At 37.2% G+C, this 24,576-nt stretch carries 17 protein-coding genes and 4 pseudogenes; 10 read left to right on the top strand and 11 right to left on the bottom strand.

The genetic code is table 11. The features are described 5' to 3' along the window. Positions 1-18 precede the first annotated feature (18 nt). The 5 genes from E4O00_RS05760 to E4O00_RS05740 all read left to right on the top strand — a co-directional run bounded on the left by E4O00_RS05760 (position 19) and on the right by E4O00_RS05740 (position 7,442). Entirely contained in the window at positions 19-1,593 is a 1,575-nt protein-coding gene (locus tag E4O00_RS05760; protein WP_253679117.1) for an RNA-directed DNA polymerase, read from the top strand. Between the two features lie 267 nt (positions 1,594-1,860). Further along, positions 1,861-2,487 (top strand): sister chromatid cohesion protein PDS5, encoded by a 627-nt coding sequence (locus E4O00_RS05755; RefSeq protein ID WP_253679115.1) that lies wholly within the window; start codon positions 1,861-1,863, stop codon positions 2,485-2,487. A 127-nt stretch (positions 2,488-2,614) separates the two neighbouring features. Further along, positions 2,615-3,706 carry a cobalt-precorrin-5B (C(1))-methyltransferase CbiD gene (cbiD, locus tag E4O00_RS05750; protein WP_253679113.1) on the top strand — a complete coding sequence of 364 codons (1,092 nt, stop codon included), beginning with the start codon at positions 2,615-2,617 and terminating at the stop codon, positions 3,704-3,706. A gap of 122 nt (positions 3,707-3,828) precedes the next feature. Then, on the top strand, positions 3,829-5,658 hold the full coding sequence (locus tag E4O00_RS05745; protein WP_253679111.1) for an NAD(P)-binding protein: 1,830 nt from the start codon (positions 3,829-3,831) through the stop codon (positions 5,656-5,658). After that, positions 5,652-7,442, top strand: a complete 1,791-nt coding sequence (locus E4O00_RS05740; protein WP_253679109.1) for a [FeFe] hydrogenase, group A — start codon at positions 5,652-5,654, stop codon at positions 7,440-7,442. The genes E4O00_RS05745 and E4O00_RS05740 overlap by 7 nt, the downstream gene beginning before the upstream one ends. Positions 7,443-7,532: 90 nt before the next feature. Here the strand turns inward: E4O00_RS05740 and E4O00_RS05735 are convergent. The 6 genes and pseudogenes from E4O00_RS05735 to aspS form a co-directional block, all read right to left on the bottom strand. Then, positions 7,533-9,186, bottom strand: a pseudogene (locus tag E4O00_RS05735) (ABC-F family ATP-binding cassette domain-containing protein). A 55-nt stretch (positions 9,187-9,241) separates the two neighbouring features. After that, positions 9,242-10,097: pseudogene (locus tag E4O00_RS05730) on the bottom strand (NAD(+)/NADH kinase). A 45-nt stretch (positions 10,098-10,142) separates the two neighbouring features. Continuing rightward, positions 10,143-11,168 (bottom strand): DegT/DnrJ/EryC1/StrS family aminotransferase, encoded by a 1,026-nt coding sequence (locus E4O00_RS05725; protein WP_253679107.1) that lies wholly within the window; start codon positions 11,166-11,168, stop codon positions 10,143-10,145. A 5-nt stretch (positions 11,169-11,173) separates the two neighbouring features. Continuing rightward, positions 11,174-11,680: a chemotaxis protein CheW gene (locus tag E4O00_RS05720; protein WP_253679105.1), complete on the bottom strand. Its 507-nt coding sequence runs from the start codon at positions 11,678-11,680 to the stop codon at positions 11,174-11,176. A 76-nt stretch (positions 11,681-11,756) separates the two neighbouring features. Then, the gene (trpS, locus tag E4O00_RS05715) at positions 11,757-12,815 is read right to left on the bottom strand and encodes a tryptophan--tRNA ligase (protein WP_253679103.1); all 1,059 of its coding nucleotides are present in this window, start codon (positions 12,813-12,815) and stop codon (positions 11,757-11,759) included. Positions 12,816-12,825: 10 nt separating this feature from the next. Continuing rightward, positions 12,826-14,590 (bottom strand): annotated as a pseudogene (gene aspS / locus E4O00_RS05710) (aspartate--tRNA ligase). Positions 14,591-14,738: 148 nt separating this feature from the next. Between aspS and E4O00_RS05705 the strand changes: the two are divergent. Next, complete coding sequence (locus E4O00_RS05705; RefSeq protein ID WP_253679101.1) at positions 14,739-15,242, top strand: hypothetical protein; 504 nt, start codon at positions 14,739-14,741, stop codon at positions 15,240-15,242. Positions 15,243-15,278: 36 nt separating this feature from the next. Here E4O00_RS05705 and E4O00_RS05700 read toward each other — a convergent pair whose 3' ends face one another. After that, the gene (locus tag E4O00_RS05700; RefSeq protein WP_253679099.1) at positions 15,279-16,022 is read right to left on the bottom strand and encodes an SIMPL domain-containing protein; all 744 of its coding nucleotides are present in this window, start codon (positions 16,020-16,022) and stop codon (positions 15,279-15,281) included. A 147-nt stretch (positions 16,023-16,169) separates the two neighbouring features. On the opposite strand from E4O00_RS05700, the gene glgA reads away from it, so the two are divergent. From glgA to E4O00_RS05675, 4 genes and pseudogenes are all read left to right on the top strand, one after another. Continuing rightward, a complete protein-coding gene (gene glgA, locus E4O00_RS05695) occupies positions 16,170-17,645 on the top strand; it encodes a glycogen synthase GlgA (protein ID WP_253679097.1) in 1,476 nt (491 codons plus the stop codon). A gap of 40 nt (positions 17,646-17,685) precedes the next feature. Further along, positions 17,686-18,207 (top strand): TIGR03546 family protein, encoded by a 522-nt coding sequence (locus E4O00_RS05690; RefSeq protein ID WP_253679095.1) that lies wholly within the window; start codon positions 17,686-17,688, stop codon positions 18,205-18,207. A 2-nt stretch (positions 18,208-18,209) separates the two neighbouring features. After that, positions 18,210-20,460 (top strand): annotated as a pseudogene (locus E4O00_RS05685) (TIGR03545 family protein). Next, positions 20,460-21,875, top strand: a complete 1,416-nt coding sequence (locus E4O00_RS05675; RefSeq protein ID WP_253679089.1) for an NFACT RNA binding domain-containing protein — start codon at positions 20,460-20,462, stop codon at positions 21,873-21,875. Before E4O00_RS05685 ends, E4O00_RS05675 begins: the two are co-directional and overlap by 1 nt. Here the strand turns inward: E4O00_RS05675 and E4O00_RS05670 are convergent. The 4 genes from E4O00_RS05670 to E4O00_RS05655 all read right to left on the bottom strand — a co-directional run bounded on the left by E4O00_RS05670 (position 21,870) and on the right by E4O00_RS05655 (position 24,562). Then, the gene (locus E4O00_RS05670) at positions 21,870-22,529 is read right to left on the bottom strand and encodes a metallophosphoesterase (RefSeq protein WP_253679087.1); all 660 of its coding nucleotides are present in this window, start codon (positions 22,527-22,529) and stop codon (positions 21,870-21,872) included. The two genes, E4O00_RS05675 and E4O00_RS05670, sit on opposite strands and share 6 nt — an antisense overlap. 3 nt (positions 22,530-22,532) lie before the next feature. Further along, positions 22,533-22,742 carry a hypothetical protein gene (locus E4O00_RS05665; protein ID WP_253679085.1) on the bottom strand — a complete coding sequence of 70 codons (210 nt, stop codon included), beginning with the start codon at positions 22,740-22,742 and terminating at the stop codon, positions 22,533-22,535. Further along, positions 22,720-23,385 (bottom strand): hypothetical protein, encoded by a 666-nt coding sequence (locus tag E4O00_RS05660; RefSeq protein WP_253679083.1) that lies wholly within the window; start codon positions 23,383-23,385, stop codon positions 22,720-22,722. Before E4O00_RS05660 ends, E4O00_RS05665 begins: the two co-directional genes overlap by 23 nt. Before the next feature lie 319 nt (positions 23,386-23,704). Continuing rightward, positions 23,705-24,562: a hypothetical protein gene (locus E4O00_RS05655; protein WP_253679081.1), complete on the bottom strand. Its 858-nt coding sequence runs from the start codon at positions 24,560-24,562 to the stop codon at positions 23,705-23,707. Between the last annotated feature and the right edge of the window lie 14 nt (positions 24,563-24,576).

The following is a 24,576-nucleotide window of genomic DNA, read 5'->3' as shown; positions in this document are numbered from 1 at the left end:
TGTGGTAGGAGCTATAATATGGAAATACATGAGGCTATAAACCTAGCAATTGATAACATTATTATTGAGGGGCTTAATGATATTTATCCAAATGTTTTTGAAGTGTCTTTGCTCAAGGATATTAATTTTAGAGAAAAGATAATTGAAGCTACTATTCATAAAATAAAAAAAAGTACAATAACAGAGATGGATTTTCAACCTCTTCAATATTCATATTTTCCTAAAAAAGAAGCTTTTGATTTTCGAAAAGCTGCTTCCATACAACCGTGGGATTTAATAAAATATATGTCTCTTGTGCTTTTATGTGCAGAGGAAATTGAAAGTAAAAGACCTGCAAAAGATAAGAATATTGTTTTTTCTTATCGGTTTTATCCCAAAGATGGACGATTGTTTGATACAAATTATGATTATAAAGCATTTCAAAAAAATCTTTCTGATAAGATAAAAGAAAAAAGATATAAGATTTATATAAAGGCTGATATTGCAAATTATTATGATAGACTTAATCTACATCGTCTTGAAAATATTCTTTTATCTTATTGTAGCAATAAGACAATTGTTAAGTTGATAAATCAGTTGTTATTATTTTGGTCTAACAGAGATTCTTATGGCTTGCCCGTTGGTTCAAATCCAAGCAGAATTCTTGCAGAGGCGGAATTAATTGAAGTCGACAATTATCTTTTATCAAAGAAAATAGATTTTATAAGATTTGTAGATGATTACAGAATATTTGCAAATGATGCAAAAGAAGCTCATTACTATTTAAATTTATTTATTGCACGTTTATCATTGGAGGGATTATCTGTAAATACAGGGAAAACCTCAATTGAAAAAACAAAAGAATATCAAGGAGAAACTAAGACGGTATCTACCATTGAAGTAATTGATACCTCTCATGTAAAAAAAAATAAGGGCGAAAATCCAACTCGATTAATTGTAGGTTATTCCGGCCTAATCCCTACGAAATATCGGCAACCAACTCAATCTGAAATAAGTATGTACCAAACAATGGAAGTTACAGAAATTAAAAGTAAAATAGCAGGGGAAGAAATTATAAAACCAGAAATTATTAGAGATTTCGTAAAATATATAGCTATTAACAATGCTTGGAAATTATTAGACACATTATTGGATATAATGGATAAATTTCCTCAGTTTATCCCGTATATTTGTGATATGATAATAAAAAAACAGAATACATTATCAGAAAATGCAAAACATAAAATTAAAGATAAATTTTTGTCTATAATTCAAAGTTCAAAATCTTATCCGGAATATATTTATTTATCTGCTGTAACAATATTGACAGAAAAACAATTTCTTTCTAAAAATGAAGTATTAAATTTTTATAGAGACTTAAGACGTTCAACTGGTGCATTCATTGGTAGATATACAATAGATAGACTTGAAAAATTCTTAACACGAGGCGAAATATTGGAAATAAGGAATGAATTCCATCAAGTTGGATTGTGGGAAAAACGTTCTATTATTAAAATATCAAAGGAAAAATTGGATGAAGAAGAAAGCAGGCCATGGTTGAAAAATATCAAAAGTTCAATAAAAATCGATCCGTTTTCAGAGTTTTTGCTTTGATTTATTACTTTTAACAAAATTTTCCAATCAAATATTATAATTTATGCAATATATTTTAAATGTCAATAATATTTACACGCTCTCATGTGTTGAAAAAGGATAAATTCATCAAATGGATTATAAAAGAAAATCTAAAAAGAATAGACTGATAACATTAGATAGAGCATTAATATAAAATATTAAAATCTGTCTATCTTGATTTTATTAACTTAATGTACAATAATTTACTAAACAAATACAATTTTAATAAGAACAAGGATATCTCCCATGCCCACAACCAACCTCACTCGCTTAAAAGAAATATCCAGAAGACCCAAAGAATCACTTGAAGCAATCAGCACGAACGACATTGCTTTCATACAAGACTGTCTTACTTCTGCCGACGATGAAATTGTTGCTTATGCCTATTGGACGATTGGGCAGATAGGTATTGTAAACCCGAATGCTGTCGCTTCACTTATCAATCAGGCTTTTGCGGATTTGCAATCAGCCTCGGAAAAGGTACGCGAAAATGCCTTATTTGCAATTGGACGGACGGGAAGAGCAAAAATCGATGTTGTTGCAAACAGAATTGATGAAATATTAAGTCTGCATACCGATACCGCCCCAAGAGTAAGAATGTCCATGATTTGGGCGTGCGAGAACATTGCCAATACGGATGCGGAACTTTTTAAAAATCATATCGAAGTATTTGAAAAACTCTTGGATGATCCGGATGAAAAATATGTAAGACCGGAAGCCCCTGAAATTTTTAGAGTCATCGGAAAATACAAACCGGAAATAGTCGCACAATCGTTAGCAAAGCTAAAAGAAAAATTAAATGATACCTGTAAAACAATGCGTATTCACAGTGCCGGAGCCATCAGAATAATAGAAAAGAATTTGACCTTCTAACTTTGATATTTTACATTTGAAGTTTGCCATTCGAACTTCAAAATGTAACATTTGACCTTCTACATTCGACATTTGTACTTCCCCTTCTTTTCTAAACCCCTTTTTAATGCTATAATCCTATCCGTAAATGAAACTGGATTTATATATCGACAAAGACGGACAAAAACTAAGATGCGGATATACTACGGGGAGCTGTGCGGCGGCGGCAGCTAAGGCGGCGGCTTTGATTTTGGGCGGACAAACTTTGACCTCTGTTAAGATAGATACGCCTGCAGGGGTCGTACTTGACCTTCCTGTAGAGCATTGCCGCTCCTATAAAGACGAAAGCGGTATTCTTTTTGGTGAGGCAGCTGTTCAAAAGGATGCAGGGGACGACCCCGACAGTACCGACGGCATCTACATACACGCTAAAGTTTCTTATCGAAATGATGGAAAAGTTATCATCGACGGGGGAGAGGGTATAGGTCGAATCACCAAAAAAGGTCTTTTCGGGGAAGTAGGGGAGGCTGCCATTAATCCGGTACCTCGTCAAATGATAGAAAAAGAAGTTTTAAAAATTTCCGAAAAGGGCTTTAATGTAGAAATTTTCAGTCCGCAAGGAGCCGAAATCGGCAAAAAAACCTTTAATAAAAATATCGGTGTTGAAGGCGGTATCTCTATCATCGGAACAAAGGGTATAGTCTATCCTATGAGCGAGGATGCAATCAAAAAAACCATCTATCTTGAAATAGACGCAATATCACAAAATTCCGAAAAAAAAGAACTCCTCTTGGTGCCGGGAAACTACGGGGAAGGTCTTAAAGAAAAACTAAACACCATAATCGACCTTCCCACCGTAAAAATGTCAAACTATATAGGGGATAGCCTAAGCTATGCCTATTCTAAAGGCTTTAAAACCATGACCTTGCTCGGCCATATCGGTAAATTTGCCAAACTTTCCATAGGTATTTTTAACACTCATAACCGCAGTGCAGATACCCGCATGGAGGCCTTTGTATACTACCTTGCCATGCAGGGGGCAGACAAAAAAACAATCGAAACCGTCAATTCCTTTTTAACGGCTGAAGAAGCCTTCAATTTTCTTGTTGAAAACAAGATGGAAAACCTCATCAAAGCCATGGAAAGAGGGGCCGAAGAAAGAATCAAAAAATATCTCAAGGATGAAAGCCTTTCAATAAGGGTTTTAATCTACTCGATGAAATACGGTCTGGCGGAATAAAAAATTATCAAAATATTTCTTATAAGTTATCAAATTAAAACTTGCTATTTTTATAAACATAGTGTACAATTGATTATGTGTAAAGCGGATTTAACTTAAGTTTATAGAAAAGGAGTATGCATATGAGCCGACTGGAGATATTTTCACAAAACCAATCGCAAATGATAGTTGAAGAGCTTTACAAGAACCTTCAACATCGAATAGAAGCAAGTCCTCCCGGACTTTGTCCTGTTTATATAACACGTGCCTTTATCGAAATGTGTCATGCCCAAACTTGCGGAAAATGTGTGCCTTGCCGTATAGGCCTTTTACAGTTAAAGCATATTTTAACTGATGTTCTAAACGGAAAGGCTGAGATGGAAACAATCAAGCTTATTGAAGAGACTGCAAAATCGATAAGAGAGACAGCAGACTGTGCTTTGGGATATGAAGCTGCCGATATGGTTTACAAAAGCATAATCTATTGCCGCGATGACTTTGAAGAGCATATAAAAAACGGCAGGTGCGGCTGTATAACTACCCAGCCTGTACCCTGTGTAGCTCTTTGTCCTGCAAATGTGGATATTCCGGGATACATTTCTCTTGTAAGGGATGAAAGGTATGCCGATGCCGTTCGTCTTATCAGGAAGGACAATCCATTCCCTTCTACATGTGCCTTTATATGTGAACACCCTTGTGAACATAGGTGCCGTCGAAACATGGTGGATACTGCAATAAATATAAGAGGTTTAAAAAGAGTAGCCGTCGAATTTGCAGGCAAGGTTCCGCCTCCTCCATGTGCTCCTTCTACAGAAAAAAATATAGCCATAGTCGGAGGGGGGCCTGCGGGGCTTACCGCCGCTTATTATCTTCAGCTTATGGGGCATCAAACAACCGTATACGAAATGCTTCCTAAATTAGGAGGTATGCTCCGTTACGGAATACCTAATTACCGTCTTCCTAAAGACAGATTGGATGAAGATATAGATGCAATTCTTGAAACCGGAGTTAAGGTCGTTTACGGTAAAAAAATAGGAACTGATATTGGACTAAATGAGCTTATAAAAGATAATGATGCAACTATTATCGCAATAGGAGCCTCAACCGACAAAAAACTAGGCCTTGAAGGAGAAGAAGCAGAAGGAGTTATTTCTGCCGTTAAGTTTCTCAGAGATGTAGGTATGAATAGAGGTATTGATTTAACCGGTAAAAAAACAGCCGTAATCGGAGGCGGAAATGTTGCCATGGATGCGGTGCGTACGGCAGTACGTCTAAAGTCCGAAAAAGTTACCTGCCTTTACCGAAGAAGGGTTGCCGATATGACGGCCCTTCCTGCAGAAATTGAAGGAGCCCTAGCCGAAGGTGTCGAAATGATGACCTTAAAAGCCCCTTCAAAACTTGAGATAAAAGACGGAAAACTCTCCGGTGTTTGGGTTACCCCTCAGATGATTTCAAAAATAAAGGACGGTAGGGCATCCGTAGTTGCTACAGGAGACCCCGATATTTTTATTCCTTGCGAAGTTCTTGTCGTTGCAATAGGTCAGGATATCGAAACTCAGCATTATGAAGAGTCGGGTATACCTGTTGATCGGGGGAAACTTTTTACCATGCCCAGCGGAGGATTCAAAGGAATGCCGGGCTTATTTTCAGGCGGAGACTGTGCTTCAGGCCCATCGACGGTTATAAAAGCCATTGCCGCCGGGAAGGTTATGGCTGCAAATATAGACGAATACTTAGGCTACAGCCACATTATAAGCTGTGATGTTGAAATTCCCATTCCCAATATTGATGACCGCCTTGCTTGCGGAAGAGTTGAACTTGGAGAAAGGGAGGCCTCTGAAAGAATTAAGGATTTTGAAGGTGTAGAATTCTGTATGAGCAAAAAAGAAGCTTGTCAAGAATCAAATCGCTGTCTTAAATGCGATCACTTCGGCTTTGGTATATTTAAAGGAGGGCGGGAACGATTATGGTAAACTTGACGATAGATAATATAAAAATATCGGCGAATGAAAACATGACTATTATGGAAGCTGCAGAAAATGCCGGCATTCCTATACCCAGACTTTGCTTTTTAAAGGGAATAAATGAAATTGCAGCCTGCCGTGTATGTGTTGTTGAGTTGGAAGGAAAGGAAAAACTTATAACTGCTTGTAATAATTCCGTCGAAGAAGGAATGGTTGTATATACCAACAGCCCTAAGGTAAGACTTGACAGAAGAAGAACAGTTCAAATGATTTTGTCACAGCATGATTGTAAGTGTGCAACCTGTGTAAGAAGCGGAAACTGTACCTTACAAACTCTTGCAAACGAGCTTAATATTCAAGATATATTATATGAAGAACAGCTTGAATATCAGCCTTGGGATAAAAAATTTCCTCTCATAAGAGATTCAAAAAAATGTGTTAAGTGTATGCGATGTATTCAGGTTTGCGACAAGATTCAAAGCCTGAACATTTGGGAATTGGAAGGAACGGGAGCTAGAACCACAATAAATGTTTCAGGCTCAAGAACTATAGCCGAAGCCGACTGCTCCTTATGCGGTCAGTGTATTACGCATTGTCCTGTGGGAGCCTTACGTGAAAGAGACGATACCGAAAAATTCTGGAGGGCTGTTGCCGATCCTGATAAGGTAGTCGTTGTACAAGTGGCTCCTGCAATACGCACGGCTTGGGGAGAGCATCTAGGGCTTGATCTAAAAGATGCTTCAGTAAACAAAATATTCGATGCTCTAAAACGCATGGGTGCGGACTATGTATTTGATACAAGTTTTTCGGCAGATTTAACCATAATGGAAGAAGCCTACGAATTCCTTGAGCGTTTTTCTAAGGGAGAACTAAAAGATAAACCGATGTTTACCTCCTGTTGTCCCGGATGGGTTCGTTTTATAAAAAGCCAATATCCTCATTTGGTTTCTCATCTATCTTCTGCGAAGTCTCCCATGCAAATGTTCGGTGCGGTTATGAAGTCATATTTTGCAGAAAAAATCGGTAAAAAACCTGAGGATATTTTTTCTGTTGCTATTATGCCCTGTGTTGCAAAAAAAAGCGAAATTGATATGGAACTTTTCTATGGCGAGTATGCAGGACATGATATGGACTGTGTTCTTACTACCAGAGAATTTGTAAGAATGATTAAGTCTGCTCATATCCTCCCAAAAACCTTAAAAGAAATAGAGCCTGATAATCTTTTTAGCGATGCTTCAGGCGCCGGAATTATTTTTGGAGCTACGGGCGGTGTTATGGAAGCAGCCTTGCGTACAGCCTATTATGCAATAATGGGAGAAAATTGTCCGCCGGAAGCTTTTAAGGTTGTAAGGAATTCCTCTCAAGAAGAGTCAGGTGTTATTGAAGCCTCTTTTACCTTAAAGGAGAATAATTTGAATATTGCCGTAGCCAGCGGCCTTGCAAATACAAGACGGCTTATCGATTCTATAGAAGCAGGTGAAAAACATTATGATTTTGTAGAAATTATGGCTTGCCCCGGAGGCTGCGTAGGAGGTGGAGGTCAACCCATACATGAAGGCTGTGAATTAGCCTTTGAGCGTGGCCAAAATCTTTATTTTATTGACAGTAATTCAAAATTACGGTATTCCCATGAGAATAAGGATATCAAAGCTCTTTATGAGAATTTCTTTGAAAAGCCTAACAGTCACAAAGCTCATAGTCTTTTACATACGGATCACTTTGTATGGGAAATGCCGCGAAGTCCAAAGCGGGATCGAAAAGGTTATGTAATAAACGAAAAATTTCAATCGTAAGGTTTGATTTTTGTTAAACAGGGAATGTCTATAATAGAAATTATAGCAAGACTATAAAGACTATTTACATTCCCTGTTTTTTATAGATTTTTAAATCTGCATTTTTTTGTCGTTGCCGTATAATTCTTCGCGCAGTTTTTTAACGTGTTCGTCTTTTATATAGTCATCAAAATTCATCATCCTGTCGATTATGCCGTTGGGCGTAATTTCGATAATCCTGTTTGCGATTGAAGAAATAAATTCGTGGTCATGGGAGTTAAAAAGAATAACTCCGGGGAATTCCACGAGGGCATCGTTTAAGCTTGTAATGGCTTCAAGGTCAAGGTGGTTTGTAGGCTCGTCGAGGATTAAAACATTAGCTCCCGAAAGCATGAGCTTACTCAATATACAGCGCACCTTTTCTCCTCCCGATAGAACATTTACGGGCTTTAAGGATTCGTCGCCAGAAAAAAAGCATTCGGCCTAAAAAGCCTCTTACATAGGAATCATCTTGGTCGGGAGAATATTGTTTAAGCCATTCAGTAATATTTAAATCGTTATTAAAATACTCGGCATTGTCCTTATTAAGATAGGCATGGGTTACTGTCTGTCCCCAATAAACATCTCCTGAGTCGGGAGTTAATTTTCCGGTTAAAATATCGAAAAGGGCTGTTTTAGAATTATGCTCTTGTCCTACAAAGGCTATCTTATCGGTTCTGTTTACCGTAAAAGAAAAATCGTTTAAAAGTTGAATTCCTTTTTCTTCTGCAGTGTCAGGTGTTTTATAAGAAATTTTTTCGGTGCGGACAACATTGTTTCCGATTTCCCGATTGGGTTTAAAATGAACATAAGGGAATTTTCGGCTTGTAACTTCTATTTCTTCTAAGGCAAGTTTATCGTATACCTTTTTTCGGCTGGTTGCCTGACGGCTCTTTGCTGCATTCGAGGCGAAGCGTAATATAAACTCCCTTAAATCTTTCATCTTTTCTTCCCGTTTCTTTTGCTGATCCTTGGCCTGTCTTTGCATAATCCTGCTCATCTGATACCAGAAATCGTAGTTACCCGAATACATGCGGATTTTGCCGTAGTCGATATCGCAGACATGGGTACAAACCGTATTTAAAAAATGCCTGTCGTGAGAAACAACAATTATAATATTGGGGAATTCGATTAAAAATTCTTCAAGCCAGGCTATGGATTCAAGGTCTAAACCGTTTGTCGGTTCGTCCAAAAGAAGAATATCGGGTGTGCCGAAGATAGCCTGTGCAAGCAAGACCCGAACTTTTTGACCTTCGTCGAGTTCGCTCATCATTCTGTCATGGTAGTTTTCGTCAAGGCCCAAACCTGAAAGAATCTGCTCTATTTGATTTTCAGCTTCCCAGCCGTTTAAATCGGCAAATTCGGCCTCCAACTCCGAAGCCCTTATTCCGTCTTCTTCACTAAAATTTTCTTTTGCATAAATGGCTTCTCTTTCATTTCGAACATTGTAGAGCTTAGGATAGCCCATAAAAACTGTGTCTTTTACGCTGTACTCATCAAAGGCAAAGTGATCCTGTCTTAAAACTGCCATACGTTCTCCGGGGGTGATACTGAACTCGCCCGAATCGTGCTCCAATTCTCCCGAAAGAACCTTTAAAAAAGTAGACTTCCCGGCTCCGTTTGCACCGATAATTCCGTAGCAGTTGCCCTTCGTAAATTTTAAATTGACATCCTTAAAAAGCGGCCTGTCGCCGAACTTTAAACTTAAATCGCTTACTGTAATCATAAGCTATCATAATACAATAAAGGGGATAAAATGTCAATCAATTCAATTTTTGGTATTAAGTCAATTTTGAAGATGAAGAGCCCGACCAGCCGAGTTTAGACCTTAGGGCCTTGTAAAAATTGTCGGGAGAGCAGCCGGCCATTTTTACCTTATTGGGAGACTCGCTTATTATGATTTCATCATCCTCTTGTAATGAAACCATCTCTTGTCCATCAATTGAAACGATGGTGTCTTTTGCCCTTGTGGGAAGAACTTTTATCTTCATCTGACCGGATGAGGGGAGAACCAGGGGGCGGTTCGACAAGGAAAAGGGAGAAATAGGAGTTAAAACAAAGGCCGATACATCGGGATCTAAGATGGGGCCTCCTGAGGCTGCCGAGTAGGCAGTTGAGCCTGTAGGAGTCGAAACTATGACCCCGTCAGCCCTAAAAATCCCGAATGAAATTCCGTTAAACGAAATATCCAGGTTTATCAGCTTTGCTATGCCGGAACCTGAAACTACAATATCGTTTAAGGCCTCATATTTTACAATTTCTTTATTTTCCCGCCTTATCGAAGCCGAAAGGAGCATTCTTTCATGTAAATCCTCTTTTCCGTTTAAGAGGCGTAAAAGTTCGCCTTCCCATTCCTTGGGTTCAATATTGGCGATAAAGCCGAATCTTCCTAAGTTTATAGGAAAAACCGGAATATTCCGTGGGGCACTGTAACGGGCTGTAAATAAAACCGTACCGTCTCCGCCGAGGCTTATTGCAAGGTCATAGTCTTCATTTAATTCGGGAGAATGGGAGATGCCGTCATATTTGTATACAAAAGAACCGATTCCCCTTGCCGACAAAAAAAAATTCGATTTCTTTACAAATCTTTTTTGCATTGGGTTTTTCGACACTTAAAACTATAAGGGCCTTTTTCAAAATTCACATTCCTTAAAACTTTGCAAGCCTAATTTTATAAAAAAATTAGGGCAGGGTAGCCAGTACTCTTGCAATCTCGGCCGACCTTTTTGCTCCCAATCTTGGATAGAGCGGAAAAAGCACGCATCTTAGTAAAAGAGAAGAAGCATTTATAAGGCTTTCCTGATTTTCTTTTAAATACTCGACAGCCGAATTTTTAAAAGCAAGCTCTATATCTATATCTTTTTTTGCTGCATATTTTTGTACATCCGAAACTCCGGAATTTAAAATCACCGGAAAAGAATAAACAGGATTTACTGTGTCCTCTTTTTGAGCTATCGTTTTATGCTTTCCCTGCATTAAAGAGCGTACATAGGACTCGTGCATTTCCCTACGCTGTTCCATGTTCTTTGCCATCTGTTTTAGCTGAACAAAGGCCAAGGATGCATTTATATCGGGTAATTGGTCTGTAATAGGAGCTTCATCGTAGAGTTTTTTTAAAACTATTGCGTTCCTTCTTTCGGGAGCCAATAATACGGCACCGCCCCCTCCGGTTAAAATATCTTTTTCTTCAAGTCCCAAGATAGAAAAAATACCCATGCTGCCTGCAAATTTTTCCTTATATGCCGCCCCTGCACTTTGCGAAATATCTTCTATTACGGGAATATTTAAGCTTAATATCTTTTCCATGTCGGGTAAAAAACCCAAGGTTTCGTGTAAGATAAGTGCCCTTCCGCCTGTTTGTACGGCATTTTCAAGGCTTTCAAAGGACGGAAAAACGGAGTCAGCTTCTACATCAAGTACAATGGGCTTATATCCTTGGCGGCTTAACTCGACATACTGCCAAGAGGGCGCCAAACTTGAGATAATAACCGATGAGCCTGATTCAAGGTTTAATGCCTTTAAGGCGTATGTTAAGGCGATGGCAGGGCTTCTTAAAGCAGCTGCTCCGGCAACCTGAAAAAACTCGCAAACCTGTTTTATAAGTTTTTGATTCATCTCGCCGGGCCCTATTTTTTCCTCGACCATACATGTAAGAACAGCATCCATTTCGGAGCGTCTTATAGTGGAACTGTAAACGGGTATTTTCATAGTGTTTATAAATTGGTAATCTTCTGTAATTCTTTAGGATTAAACAGCCGGTGAATATCCAATATTATTAGGTAACCGGGATCTCTCCTTACAACGCCGTTAATGTACTCAGCACCGATACCTGCTATCATTTGAGGCGGAGGCTGTATTTCTTCTTTTTTTACATCAACAACGCGGGCAACCCTGTCTATAATAATACCGATCTTGTTGTCTTCAACTTTTATGATTATAAATCCGCCTAAAAATTCATCGCCTTCATCCAAGGATGCTTTTTTTATGTGAAATCTCTTGTGAAGACTTATCACTGGAATAATTTCGCTTCTTAAGTTGAAAATTCCTTCAACATAGTACGGAGCATTGGGGATTGGCCTTACATCCTGAACCCTGACTATTTGGTCAACATCCATAATTTCTACACCGTAAAGTTCTTCGCCAAGTTGGAATGTAACTAATTTTAAAAGGTTATCATTTTCAACCTTGACCTTTTTATTAAGGCTTCCTGCATTTGCCATATAGTTCCTTCCTCCAATATTCTTAGATATTACCACACATACATATAAAATTCAAGGGGAAAAGGAGTTTATGTTATCAATTTTTTATCATTTCCTCAAAATAGTTTATTTTCATTGCAGAGCGTACCGAATGGGTTGTAGCTGCGGCTTTTTCCCTTGCTTTTTTTGTGCCCTCAATTAGGATTTGATATACCGAAGGGAGGTCTTTTTGAAAGGCCTCCCTTTTTTCCCTGATGGGTCTAAGTTCTTCCTGTAAAATGCTGTTTAAGAATTTCTTTATCTTAACATCGCCCAAGCCGCCTTTTTGGTAATGCTCCTTAACCTCATCCAAGCACGAATAATCGCTCCAAAATTCGGGGAAGTGCTCGTTTCGGGCAAAGGCATCGAGATAGGTAAAGACGGGGTTTCCTTCAACCTTTCCGGGATCTTCCACTCGGAGGTGATTCGGGTCGGTAAACATTCCCATTACCTTTTTTTTGATTTCTTCGGGACTGTCAGAAATATATATACAGTTACCAAGGGACTTACTCATCTTAGCCTTTCCGTCCGTTCCGGGAAGCCGTCCGCAGGTCTTGTTAGAGGGCAAAAGTTCTTTCGGTTCTACCAAGGTTTCCCCGTAAAGGGAATTAAAGGAGCGGACAATTTCCCGCGTCTGCTCAATCATCGGCATTTGGTCTTCGCCTACGGGAACGGTATTTGCCAAAAAGGCGGTAATATCGGCTGCCTGACTGATAGGGTAGGTTAAAAAACCTACAGGGATACCTGCATTAAAGCCCCTCATCTTAATCTCATTTTTTACCGTCGGATTCCGCTCAAGGCGGGCGAGGGTAACGAGGTTCATATAATAAAAGGTAAGCTCACAAAGCTCAGGGATTTGAGTCTGCACAAGGATTGTCGATTTTTGAGGATCTATTCCGCAGGCAAGATAATCAAGGGCTACCTCAATTACATTGGATCTAACCTTTTCAAGATTATCTGCATTGTCGGTCGTAGCCTGTGCATCCGCAATCATAATATAAATTTCATCGTATTTACCCGAATTTTGCAAGGCTACCCTGTTTTTTAATGAACCGACATAGTGCCCTATATGAAGTTTTCCTGTGGGCCTATCCCCGGTCAAAATAATATTTTTCATTAAAAAGTCCTTACCTCTTAATAGCCAAATGCAATTCATCCAGCTGTTTTTGGTCAACTTCGCTGGGGCTGTCGTCCATGGGGCTTACTGCAAAGGAGTTTTTCGGGAAGGCGATTACTTCTTTTATCGAACTTTCGCCTGCCATAATCATAACTATGCGGTCAAGGCCGGGAGCAATGCCTCCGTGGGGAGGAGCTCCGTATTTAAAGGCTTCGGTTAAAAAGCCGAATTTCTTTTCCGCCTCGCTTTCATCAAAACCGACAATCTTAAAGATTCGCTTTTGCAACTCAGGGTTATGAATTCTTATTGAACCTGATGCTACCTCATATCCGTTTAAAACGAGGTCGTAAAGGTCTCCCTTTACGGGTTCGGGGTTTTCTTCCATTGTCGGAATATATTTTTCCTGAGGGGCCGAGAACATATGATGAGCCGGATCCCACTTGTTTTCTTCCTCGTTCCATTCAAAGAGGGGGAAGTCCACAATCCAAACGAATTTAAATTCGGCAGGGTTTAAAAGTCCCAAATCTTTTCCTAGCTTGCTTCTGACTGCCCCTAAGGCTGTGCAGGCAATCTTGTATTTGTCGGCTACAAAGAGAATTAAGTCGCCTTTTTCGGCTCCCAGCTTTGAGCAAACCTCTTTTTCCTTTCCTTCAAAGAATTTGGAAATGCCTCCTTCGAATTTTGCTCCTGTTTCCGTTACCTTAATCCAAGCCAAGCCCTTAGCCTTGTATATTTTGGCGGCGGCTTCAAGCTCTTCAATCTTTTTGCGGCTGTAGGCTTCGGCCTGCCCCTTTACTACCAAGGCTTTGACTGCTCCGTCTGAAGAAACGGCATCCTTAAAGACTGCAAAGTTTCCTATTTCTGCCATAAAGGCTGCATCCTGCATCTTCATTTCAAAACGCAAATCGGGCTTATCCGTGCCGTAAATATCGATAGCATCGTCATAGCTGATGCGTTCAAAGTTTTTAGGAAGGTCTACATTTATGCTCTTTTTAAAAGCATACTGCATCATGCCCTCGGTCAAACTTAAAACATCTTCGCGGGAGGCAAAGCTCATTTCAAGGTCAATTTGAGTAAACTCAGGCTGCCTGTCGCCGCGGGCATCTTCGTCGCGGTAGCAGCGTGCAATCTGAAAATATTTATCGAAGCCCGAAACCATTAAAATCTGTTTATAAATCTGCGGAGATTGGGGGAGGGCATAGAATTTTCCGGGATAAAGACGGGATGGAACGAGATAGTCGCGAGCTCCTTCCGGCGTGGACTTAATAAATGTCGGTGTTTCAATTTCCAAAAATTCCTTTGAGGTTAAAAATTCACGAACAGCAAAGGTGAATTTTGATCTAAGAATGATATGCTCCTGCATCGCCTTTGAGCGTAAATCCAAATACCTGTATTTAAGACGTAAATCTTCGTTTGCGTTTGTTTTTTCGTCAATTTGAAAAGGAAGTACCTCGCTTTTTGAAAGCACTTCAATCTTTAATGCCTTAACTTCGATTTCTCCGGTTGCCATTTCCCTGTTTATCATAGAATCGGGGCGCAGCCGTACAAGCCCCTCAACGGCTATACAAAATTCCTGTTTGAGGCTTACTGCAAGGGCCTTTAATTCTTCGCTTGCATCATCATCCACAACAACTTGGGTCAAACCGTAACGGTCGCGTAAATTTAAAAAAAGTAATACCGCCGTGATCCCTTTTTCTGTGAATCCAGCCGTTTAAAACAACAGTTTTTCCTGCAAAATCCTTATTTAAGCCGCCGCAGGTTACGGTTCTTTGCATTTTTTCCATAATTGGATATTATAATTAAAATACAAATGGTATGCAATAGGGAGAAAATTATAAAATTTTTAGGTCTTGTAAAAGCTTTTTGTTTAGTTTATTATGTGAAAACTGCTGTTAACCTTATTGGACTTTTAAGGAGACGTTTATGAGTAAGCTGATGATCTTATTTATTATCTTAAACCTGTTATTTTATATTTTTATAATTTGTTTTCACATTTTCCCCTTATTTAATTTAGGAAAACCGATAAATAGCTCAAAAAAATATTTTGGAAAAAAAATAATTTCGTTTACAAAAAAGAAAATTATGAATAAACAAAATATTTCCCTTTCGCTTTTTACCTTACCTATAATGTATATTTGTTTTACGGTACAGGATAATATGCTCATCAAAATTATAGGTTTTGCTCTTCAATCATTGACCTTACTCTTTGTAGTATATAAGTACTCTAACTCGGCCGGTGTTTACGAAAACGGGCTTATTTACGGCGATTTTTTAACATGGGACAAGATTCATTCTTGGAAGACTGAAAGTAACGGAAAAATCTCCTTGCTCTTAAAAAACGGCTTTAATATAACTATCGAAGAAGAAATCGATACCGAAGCCTTGTCTAAAATCTTAGAGGAAAAACTGGGATTTTCCAAAGGGTAGTTTTGGAAGTATATTTTTAAGCTTCCGGAACTAAGACTATTCCAACTCAAAAACAATGCTTATTTCTGCAGAAACCTCAATTTGTCCCATGGGCGAAAAATTTCCGCCTGCAGCCTCATCGTAGGCGGCTTCTTTTAATTTATTGGCAATATAAGCTCCCGTATAACCGCGGGGTGACATTCCTGACGGATTTTCGCTTATGCTTATTATCTTTCCTAAAGAAAGAGGTTTTCCTCCGTTGGGAGCAGCCTTACAAAGGAGGAGGGCTTTTTCTTCGGCGGCTTTTACGGCCTCAGTCCTTGCCTCATCCATAAGTTTTTTCATGTCGGCAACAGAAAAACCTACATTGTAAATTCTATCTACGCCTGTATTTAAAAGATCAGTTAAAAAAACTTCATAATCTTCAATCCTTGTAAGAAGGACTGCTATATTTTGTACAACCTCGTAGCCGTCAAAATCCTGATAACCGTTATCTCTGTATCTGTATCTCGGGTTAATATTTACGCGTTCAATGCTGATATTCTTTTGCTCAATCTTATACTTTTCAAAAAGCTCTTTTAATTTTAAAATAGAATCATCGTTTTTATTTTTTGCTTCAGATAAGTCCTTATCCTTTGAAAAAACCGAAAACGAAATAGAAACCTGATCCGGAGATCTTAAAATTGCTGATCGTCCTGTAACGCTTATAAAACGAGGTTCGCTTGATGATGGACTACATGAAGTAAATAGTGAAAAACAAATAAACAAAATACCAATACTTTTAACAATAAGATTTTTCATAAAGCCTCCAAATATTTCAAGTATTTAAAATACAATAAAAACAACAAAATTTTGACCGATAAAGTTACGATTTTTTGTTTATAGTCTTTAAAAATCAATAAAACTATGCTATCATACTATATAGAAAAAGTTTTTCTGGAGGAAATTATGAAAATAATGATGGTTACGAGCGAGCTTGTTCCATTTGCAAAGGTAGGCGGTCTGGCTGATGCCGTAACAGCCTTATCAATAGCTCTTTCAAAAAAAGGACATGATGTCAGAATAGTAATGCCTCGTTATTATAAGATTGATAGAAAAAACTTAAAACAAATTCCGGGAGCTATGGCAGTTCATCTCGGCCCTTACGAACACTGGGTAGGAGTTTATGAGTCGCAGCTGCCTTCTTCAAAGGTAAAAGTATATTTTATTGACCATGAGCAAGCCTTCGGCAGAGATGGTGTCTACGGGTCATATTTAGAGCCTGATTTTTCCGATAATACAAAGAGATTTTCACTTTTAGCCCATGCAGCGTTTCAAGTTTGCAGAAAACAGGCTTGGATTCCTGATGTTGTACACGCCCATGATTGGGCTACAGGCTTAGTACCCGTGCTTTTACGCTTTACCGAAAAAAATACCGAATTTAAAAATACGGCAAGTGTTTTTACTATTCATAATATGGGCTATCAGGGGGTGTATTCAAAGCAATCCTTCCCCGATACCGGTCTTGATTGGAGTGATTTTTACAGTACGGGCTTTGAAGATTGGGATAGAATAAATTTTTTAAAAGCAGCCCTTGTTTCATCGGATATGCTTACCGCAGTTTCTCCTACTTATGCAGAAGAAATTAAACGCCCCGAATTCGGTTTTAGAATGGACGGTATTTTGCGTTACAGGGAAAAAGAACTGATAGGAATTTTAAACGGTGTTGATACCTCAATATGGAATCCGTCAAAAGACGAGTACATTCCTTACCGTTATAATTCTAAAACACTTGATGAAAAAGAAAAAAATAAGGCTGTGTTACAGGAAAGGCTTAGCCTTGAAATTGACCCTTCTATTCCGGTTTTTGGAATGGTGAGCCGATTGGTTGATCAAAAAGGAATTTCCGAGCTTTTCGGCCCGATGTACGGTTCGGCCTTTAAAATATGCTCCGATATAAAACTTCAGATGGTTGTATTGGGTGCCGGAGAATCTTGGTGTGAAAAAGAACTTGGATTCCTTTCGCAAAAACTTCCGAATTTTAGAGCTTACATAGGTTATAATGAAGAATTAAGCCATCTAATCGAAGCAGGAAGCGACTTTTTCTTGATGCCTTCAAGGTATGAACCCTGCGGCTTAAACCAAATGTATTCACTCCTTTACGGAACCCTGCCTATAGTCAGAAAAACAGGAGGTCTTGCAGACACTGTAGAAAACTATAATGAAGAAACAGGAGAAGGAACCGGCTTTGTTCTTGATTACCTTAGTCCGCAAAGTATCTATGATACAGTCGGATGGGCAACTTACGCATGGTACAATAAAAAAGATCATATAAAAAAGATGAGAAAAAAGGCCATGGGAAAAAAATTCGGCTGGACAATCTCTGCCGAAAAATACTTAAAAGTATATGCTGACGCTATTGAAAAAAAAGTGTCCATGCTATAGACTAAAAAAAAGGAGGTAAGAGGTTTAAACCTTAGTTTTTATGATACAACATATAGCTTCATTTTTTAGAGCGATTAATGCAAATTCGCATCCCGGGGATATAGCCCATGCTGCAGCCCTAGGACTTTTTTTGGCAATATTACCTAAAAATAATTTGACATTTACGTTCTTATTTTTCTTGTCGATTTTTATCCGCATAAATAAAGGCGCTTTTTTTATATCTTTTATTTTATTCGGATTCATAACTCCGTTTATGGATGTTCTTATAAATAACATAGGTTTTTGGGCTGTACAGCTGCCGTTTTTACGCCCAATATTTATTATGCTGGAAAATATTCCCTTTGTAGCTCTTTTTAAACTTTCAAACACAATGGTTTTAGGCGGTATAATTTGGGGATTAGCACTGTATACTCCTGTATACATATTAACAAGAATTATAACAGCAAAATACCGAAAATATATGCAGCCTTCTGTAGGAAATGTAAAAGGTGCAGGTATTTTGGGTAAGATACCGCTTCTTAGGCACTTAACAAAAATTTCTGAGATAAAGGATAATTTCTAGTTATGGAAGATAAAAATAAAGAATCATTACAAAAAGATGAACTAAAAGCAGCCAAAAAGGCCGCTAAAGAAGCAAAAAAGCTTGAAAAGGTAAAACGGCTTTTTCAAAAGAGGTATACAAAAAGATCACTCAACAGAAAAATTTATAAAAAGATTTTTGTACCGTCAGACAAAGAATTTATCCAAGGCTTTATAGTTTCAAGTATCGATGAAAAAACAAACAAAGAATACTTTGAATTCGATAAGACAAAGATTAACGACAAGGCTCAACTGCAAAGAATAAATAAGATTGCTGCCGAAATAGGCAGACAAAAGGGCAGAGTAAATTTTCCTGCTGTCTTAGCTGCCTTGGCCTGTGTTTTTGCAGTTTTGTTTTTTGTATATATTTTTAGGAATGTATTGGCTAAAAAAATAGTTATAGGAGCTTCAGAAGCCGCCTTCGGTGCAAAATGCGAGGTAAGCCTTGTAGACTTTGACCTATTTAACACTAGGTTTAGAATTCAAGGATATAAGGTTGCAAATAAAAATCAGCCTATGCGTAATTTATTCGAGATTAAAAATATCGACTTTTATTTTAATCTTTTAGAATTAAGCCGCGGAAAATTTGTTGCAGAAAATATGGCTATAGAAGGTTTTACATGGAATACGGAAAGAAAGACCGCTGGAGCCTTACCGCCCAAAAAGCAAAAATCTGTAGATCCAAATAAGAAGCCTAACCCCATTACTCAGCTTATAAACGATGAGGTTAAAAAGGTTCAGTCCAAAATATCGGTTGATAGCGGCTTAAAAGCAGTTCAAGATCAAGTAGATCCAAGAAAAATTCTTGAACGCGAAATGGCAGCTTTTAAAACCCCTGAAGCCGCAGAAAAAATAATAAGCTCTGTAGAGCCGATGGCTGAAAAATGGATTAAGACTAAGGATGATGTAGAAAAACAGGTTGTAGACACGGTTGAAGCTGTGCAAAAACTCATCGGTATAGATGTAAATAAGATCAATGATGTAAAACAGATTCAAGAATTGATTGAGATTATTCAAAAAGTTGTTAAAACGGGACAGGATGATTTTAATTTGGCTAACCGTCTTTTTAACGATGTACAAAACGACATTAAAACGGTTGACCGTATGGCTAGGGATGCAGATGCGGCTCTTAAAAACGATTTAAGCCGCTTAAATAATATTGCAGGTCAAATAAAGTCAATAAATGTCGATACGGGAAAAAAACTTGTTGCCGATCTTATAAATACCTTTATAGTAAAAACATTGGGGGCTTATTATCCTTATTTTGCACAAGGGATGGAGCTTTTACAAAGCTCTCAAAAACAGCCTAAACAAGAAAAAGAACTTACATTGGCTCAAAAATCAAAGGCTATGGAACGCCTTCCTGGTAAGACTTTTATATTCGGTAAAAATTCTCTTCCGACTTTCTTGATACGAAACATTTCGCTTTCAGGTCATCATCCCGAAAAGGATGTTTTTGCAATAGGAGGAACAGCCAAGGCTATAACTAATGATTACGATAAGCTAGGTATTCCTCTTAGGATAAACTTAAACGCTGCCCAAGGCAAACTAAAAGAAAAAGCTGAGGGTATAATCGATTTAAGATCTTACACTAAGGAGCTTGTAGATACGGATTTTACATTTGAAGGCTTGGATATGGATATTCCGTCTCCGGCAGATGCAGTTCCTGCTCTTACAGGTATCTTAAAAACAGGCGGCGGTGTCAAGGTTTCAAAAAATAAGGATGTCGTCATAGATGCAAATATGGAAATCATGAAAAGTGTTCTTGCAGTTCAAAAATTTGAACCGGCCTTTGTTTTTGAAATATACCAAAATGTCTTATCAGATATTAAAAAGATTAATGTTAAGACTCTGCTTACAATTAATAAGGGTGAAAAATTTAAGCTTGATGTAGACACGGATGTCGATAATCAGATAGCAGCCGCATTAAAAAAAAGAATTTGCAAGACAGGTTGAAAAAGTAAAAGCAGAACTCATAAAACAGGGTCAAAAATGGCTTGATGAACAAAAGCAGATTTATAAAAAAGAAATAGATACATTTATGTCGGCCGCTAATCATGCAAAAAAACTTCTTGATGACATTAAAAATTACGAAAAAATATTGGAAAAAAAGAAGGCTGAAGCCGAAAAACGCGTAAAAGAAATCGCTGCAGGGAAAATAAAAGAAGTTCAAAACGAGGTAAAAAAAGAGGCCGAGAATAAGGTTAAAGATATATTTAAAGGGTTCGGCTTCTAATGTCTTTAAACAATAAAGAAATTGATCTCATCCTTGAAGAGCTTAAATTAGAGGGCTATTTTATTCAAAAAATAATTCAGCCCTCTTATACGGCCTTAGTCTTTTACCTATACAAAGATAAACCTCTTACTCTTTTTATTTCTCTTGATGCCGGATCATGCAGACTCCATTCTACACGTCAGAAGATTCCAAAATTCGATAAACCGATGCGTTTTATGGAACTCTTAAAATCCCGTATCAAGGGAGGAAAGATATTAAAAGCAGAACAACTAAACGAAGACAGAATCATACGCTTTCACATTGCAAGCGGAGTAGGGTCGTTTTTTTTATACTTAAGGTTATGGAGCGGGGCAGCAAACATAGTTTTAACCGATGAAAAAGATCTTATAATAGATGCTTTTTACCGCCGTCCTAAGAGGGGTGAAATATCAGGCGGAATATGGCTTACACCTGATCCTCAAAAAATCAAAAAACAGGATTATTCAGTTCGCGAATATGATAAAACAAAAAGTTTTAATGAGGCTATCGAAGAGTGGTATATTAATAATTCTCCCAAAGCCTCAAAACAAGCCTTGACGGATGAGGCTGAAAACATTTACGGAACAAAAATATTAAAAATAGAAAAAGCTCTTGCAAAACTTAAAGCAAAAAGAGAAGAATTTTTAAATGCTCAAAGTTTAAAAAATGCAGGGGATTTGATTTTTTCAAACCTTCATATAATAAAAAAAGGAATGAAATTTGCCGAGCTTGAAGATTACACAAAAAACGGAGCAAAAATCAGTATCAGCTTAGATCCTTTAAAAACGCCTCAAGAAAATGCAAATCTCTACTACGAAAAATATAAAAAAGCAGTTTCAGGGCTGGAGGCATTGGAAGATGATATTCTATCAGCAGAAAAAGAAATCGAAAAGTTAAAGACAAAGATAGAAGAAATAAAAACCGAAGAAAACCCTTATTTAATTCAAAAAATTATTCAAAAAGAAAAAATTCCGGTACAGCAAAAAGCTAAAAATACAAAATCGGCTCCGGGATTAAAATTCTTTTCGGAAGGCTGGACAATATTGGTAGGCAGAACAGCAGCCGAAAACGATGAACTTTTGCGTCATTTTGTTAAGGGGGCCGACCTCTGGCTGCATACAAGGGATTATGCAGGCGGTTATGTTTTTATAAAGGCTAGGGCAGGGAAGAGCATCCCATTGCCTATTTTGATTAAGGCCGGAAACCTTGCAGTTTTTTATTCAAAAGCAAGAAAAAATGCACAAGCCGATCTATATACCACTCAGGTAAAATACTTACGCAGAGCAAAAAATGCACCAAGGGGTACGGTACTTCCTACTCAAGAAAAAAATCTTTCAATAAAAATGGATGAAAAAATTTTAAAACAATTGGAAGAAGAAAAAATATCGGCTTTATAAGTTTTTAAATTCCATTATCGGATTTGCATTTTTACTCATTGTCAAAATTCCGTAACTCTTGTTTGAACCCATCCGCGGCCTTGAAGCGGAACCGGGATTTACCAAAAATATCCCGTTTACTTCTTTTATTAAAGGTACATGTGTATGACCGAAGGCCGCAACCGAACAGGATTGCTGATGTGCAAAATTTAAAAGAGTATTCAGTTCAAAATCTACATAGAACTCATGACCGTGAGTTAAAAGAATTTTTTTTCCGCAAACTTCTAAAAAAATAATTTCAAAAAATTCCAAATACTGTTCGGGATTTTTTTTAAAGCCGAAGCCTGACCCTGTTTTTCCTGCATCCAGATTTAACACATATTTTTTTGAATCACAATTTCCCATAACAAGGGCTGCTACAGGGGGAATGCATTCCATAAGTTCTTTTTCATATTGTGAAATTGTTATATAATTTAAAAAATCTGCAAGCCCGTCTCCTGAAAATAAAACGGCATCGGATTTTGTTCCTTCACGGTCTAAGATATTAATTATCGTATCTTCATTACCGTGTGTGTCCGAGATCAAAATAAGGCGGGCTTTTTCGGCAGATTTTAGCTTTTCAAGATCTTCAGCCGATGCAAAAATTCCTTTATTAAAGTAATCTAAAGAATTCATTGTTTAAGCACCTCCTTCAAGTTTATCCGGATTGATAACCCCTTCGGAATCAGTTTCGCTTTCTGCCGAGTTTGACTCATCATCAGGAACATCCTTGTCATGGTCACCATCAAAATCTTTATAAATTAAAAGATATCTATGAGATTGAAGTCCCGTATCCGAATCGGTGTACGGTTTAATTGTGTATTGATTAGGAAAAAGATCCTTTCCCAATACTGTTTGTGCAGTAAAAAAAGCCTGTCGAAATTCCTCTATGGGAAAAAATTTTTATGTCTTTTTTATGGGCATTTATATCCTCTCCGGCAAATATAGCTGACACAAGCAATAACATTACCTCATTATCGCTTATAACAAAGTCTTTTTCTTCACTCAATAATTGTTTAGGAATTTGAAAATCAACTACAATATCGGAAGCCGCTTCCAATGGGAGAATTTCGTCCATCGGTAAAAGACTTATTACGGCAAGATTCCGATTATTTTCCGCAGCCTGAATCAAGTAACGGCCGCCTCCCTCAGGTATGCCTATTGAAATAAGAATTGTCGTGTTTTGTTCTTCAATCTTATCGTTAATCATTCTAAGACGCGGAAGTCTGCTTCTTTTAACCATATCTGAATAGGTTAAAACTTGAACATGAGAATCAGGTTTTCCAAGAGCATATTCACTTTCAAGATATTTTAAAATATCTTTCCGCTCATAATAATCTTTTCCAAGAATAATTAGGATATTGTTTTTTATAATTCTTTTAGGTTTTATCTTCTCATAAACAACTTCATTTTCCTTATTGTTGCTGCAAGAAATAAAAGCAGCATGGAGGACACTTATAAAAATCAAAAAAATTAACAGTCTTTTTTTCATAATAAATTGTTCCTGTTTTCCTTTTGAAGAAGGAAATTAATCGGAAGTATACTAAAATTTTAAAATAAAGAAAAGAGGAGAAGATAAAGTTTGAGAATCCGCTTTATAGCTTAAAACACCTGGATAAGTAGACAGAACATACATTATAGGAAGTTTTATAAAAGCCTTTTTACAAGAAGTTTAACTTATGTGTTTTTGTAATTTTTACTTTAATATTTTCCCATTTAAAAACCTAATACATTTTATTAAGATGTATACTTTTTATATAAATAATTTAATAACTTAGTATAAAAATATATACATGTTTATAAAAGCTATACTATATCTGCTTTACAATCCAATGTTTTGAATATTTATTTTTTAAGTTTTTATATTTTTGTTCTTTTATTTTTTTATCCTTTTCCAGCTGCCAAAAGTATACTTGAAAAGGAATAAAATCAGGATATATATCTACAATATTGTCGACTAATTCTGAAGCCTGTTCAGAATTACCCATATTTATAAAAGTTTCTATCATCCATAAAAAAATTAATGGATGAGCAAGGTCTTTATTAAAACGCGTTAAGTATGTGTTTAATACAATCTGTAAATTTGTAAAATCAATAAGGGGATTCTTTATTGATTGAAGACCATAATATAAAAATATTCCGTAAATAATATCCCTGTTTTCATTTTTTATATCTGTACTTGCCTGCATTGTTTTATTAATTAATTTGTTTAACTTATCACTTGTATACGGATTTTCATTACCATTAAAAAGCTTGTAAAAATCTTCCAAATATTTATCGATATTATTTTTAGAGCTTTTTTTATTATATTTTGAATCCGTTATTACCCATGCCGGCAAGATTGGATGAGGCGCACTAATATTTATTTTTCCGTCACCATTCATATCGTATAGATAGATTTCCTTTCCGTTTACATATTGGGTAACACCAACCAACTTATTTTCGGATGCCAAAAATTTTGTATCTTCTTTTGTAACAACTTCCTTATACCCTATTATTTCTTGAAACCCGTCAGGCATTTTTATTAATTGAACCCTGCCGATAAAATACCCGGGAGGATTTTTTTTTGTAAAAGCTGCTATGTCATCTTCTACTTCAAAAGAATAATTTTGAGAATATATCCCAAAAACACAAAAAATAAATAAAATCGATATAAAATATTTACGCATATTTTTCCTCCATG

Origin of the sequence: Treponema sp. OMZ 788, assembly GCF_024181245.1 — a bacterium.
GTDB lineage: Bacteria > Spirochaetota > Spirochaetia > Treponematales > Treponemataceae > Treponema_B.
Note: the sequence above shows the minus strand (reverse complement) of the source record. Positions and strands in the feature narration are given on the sequence as shown.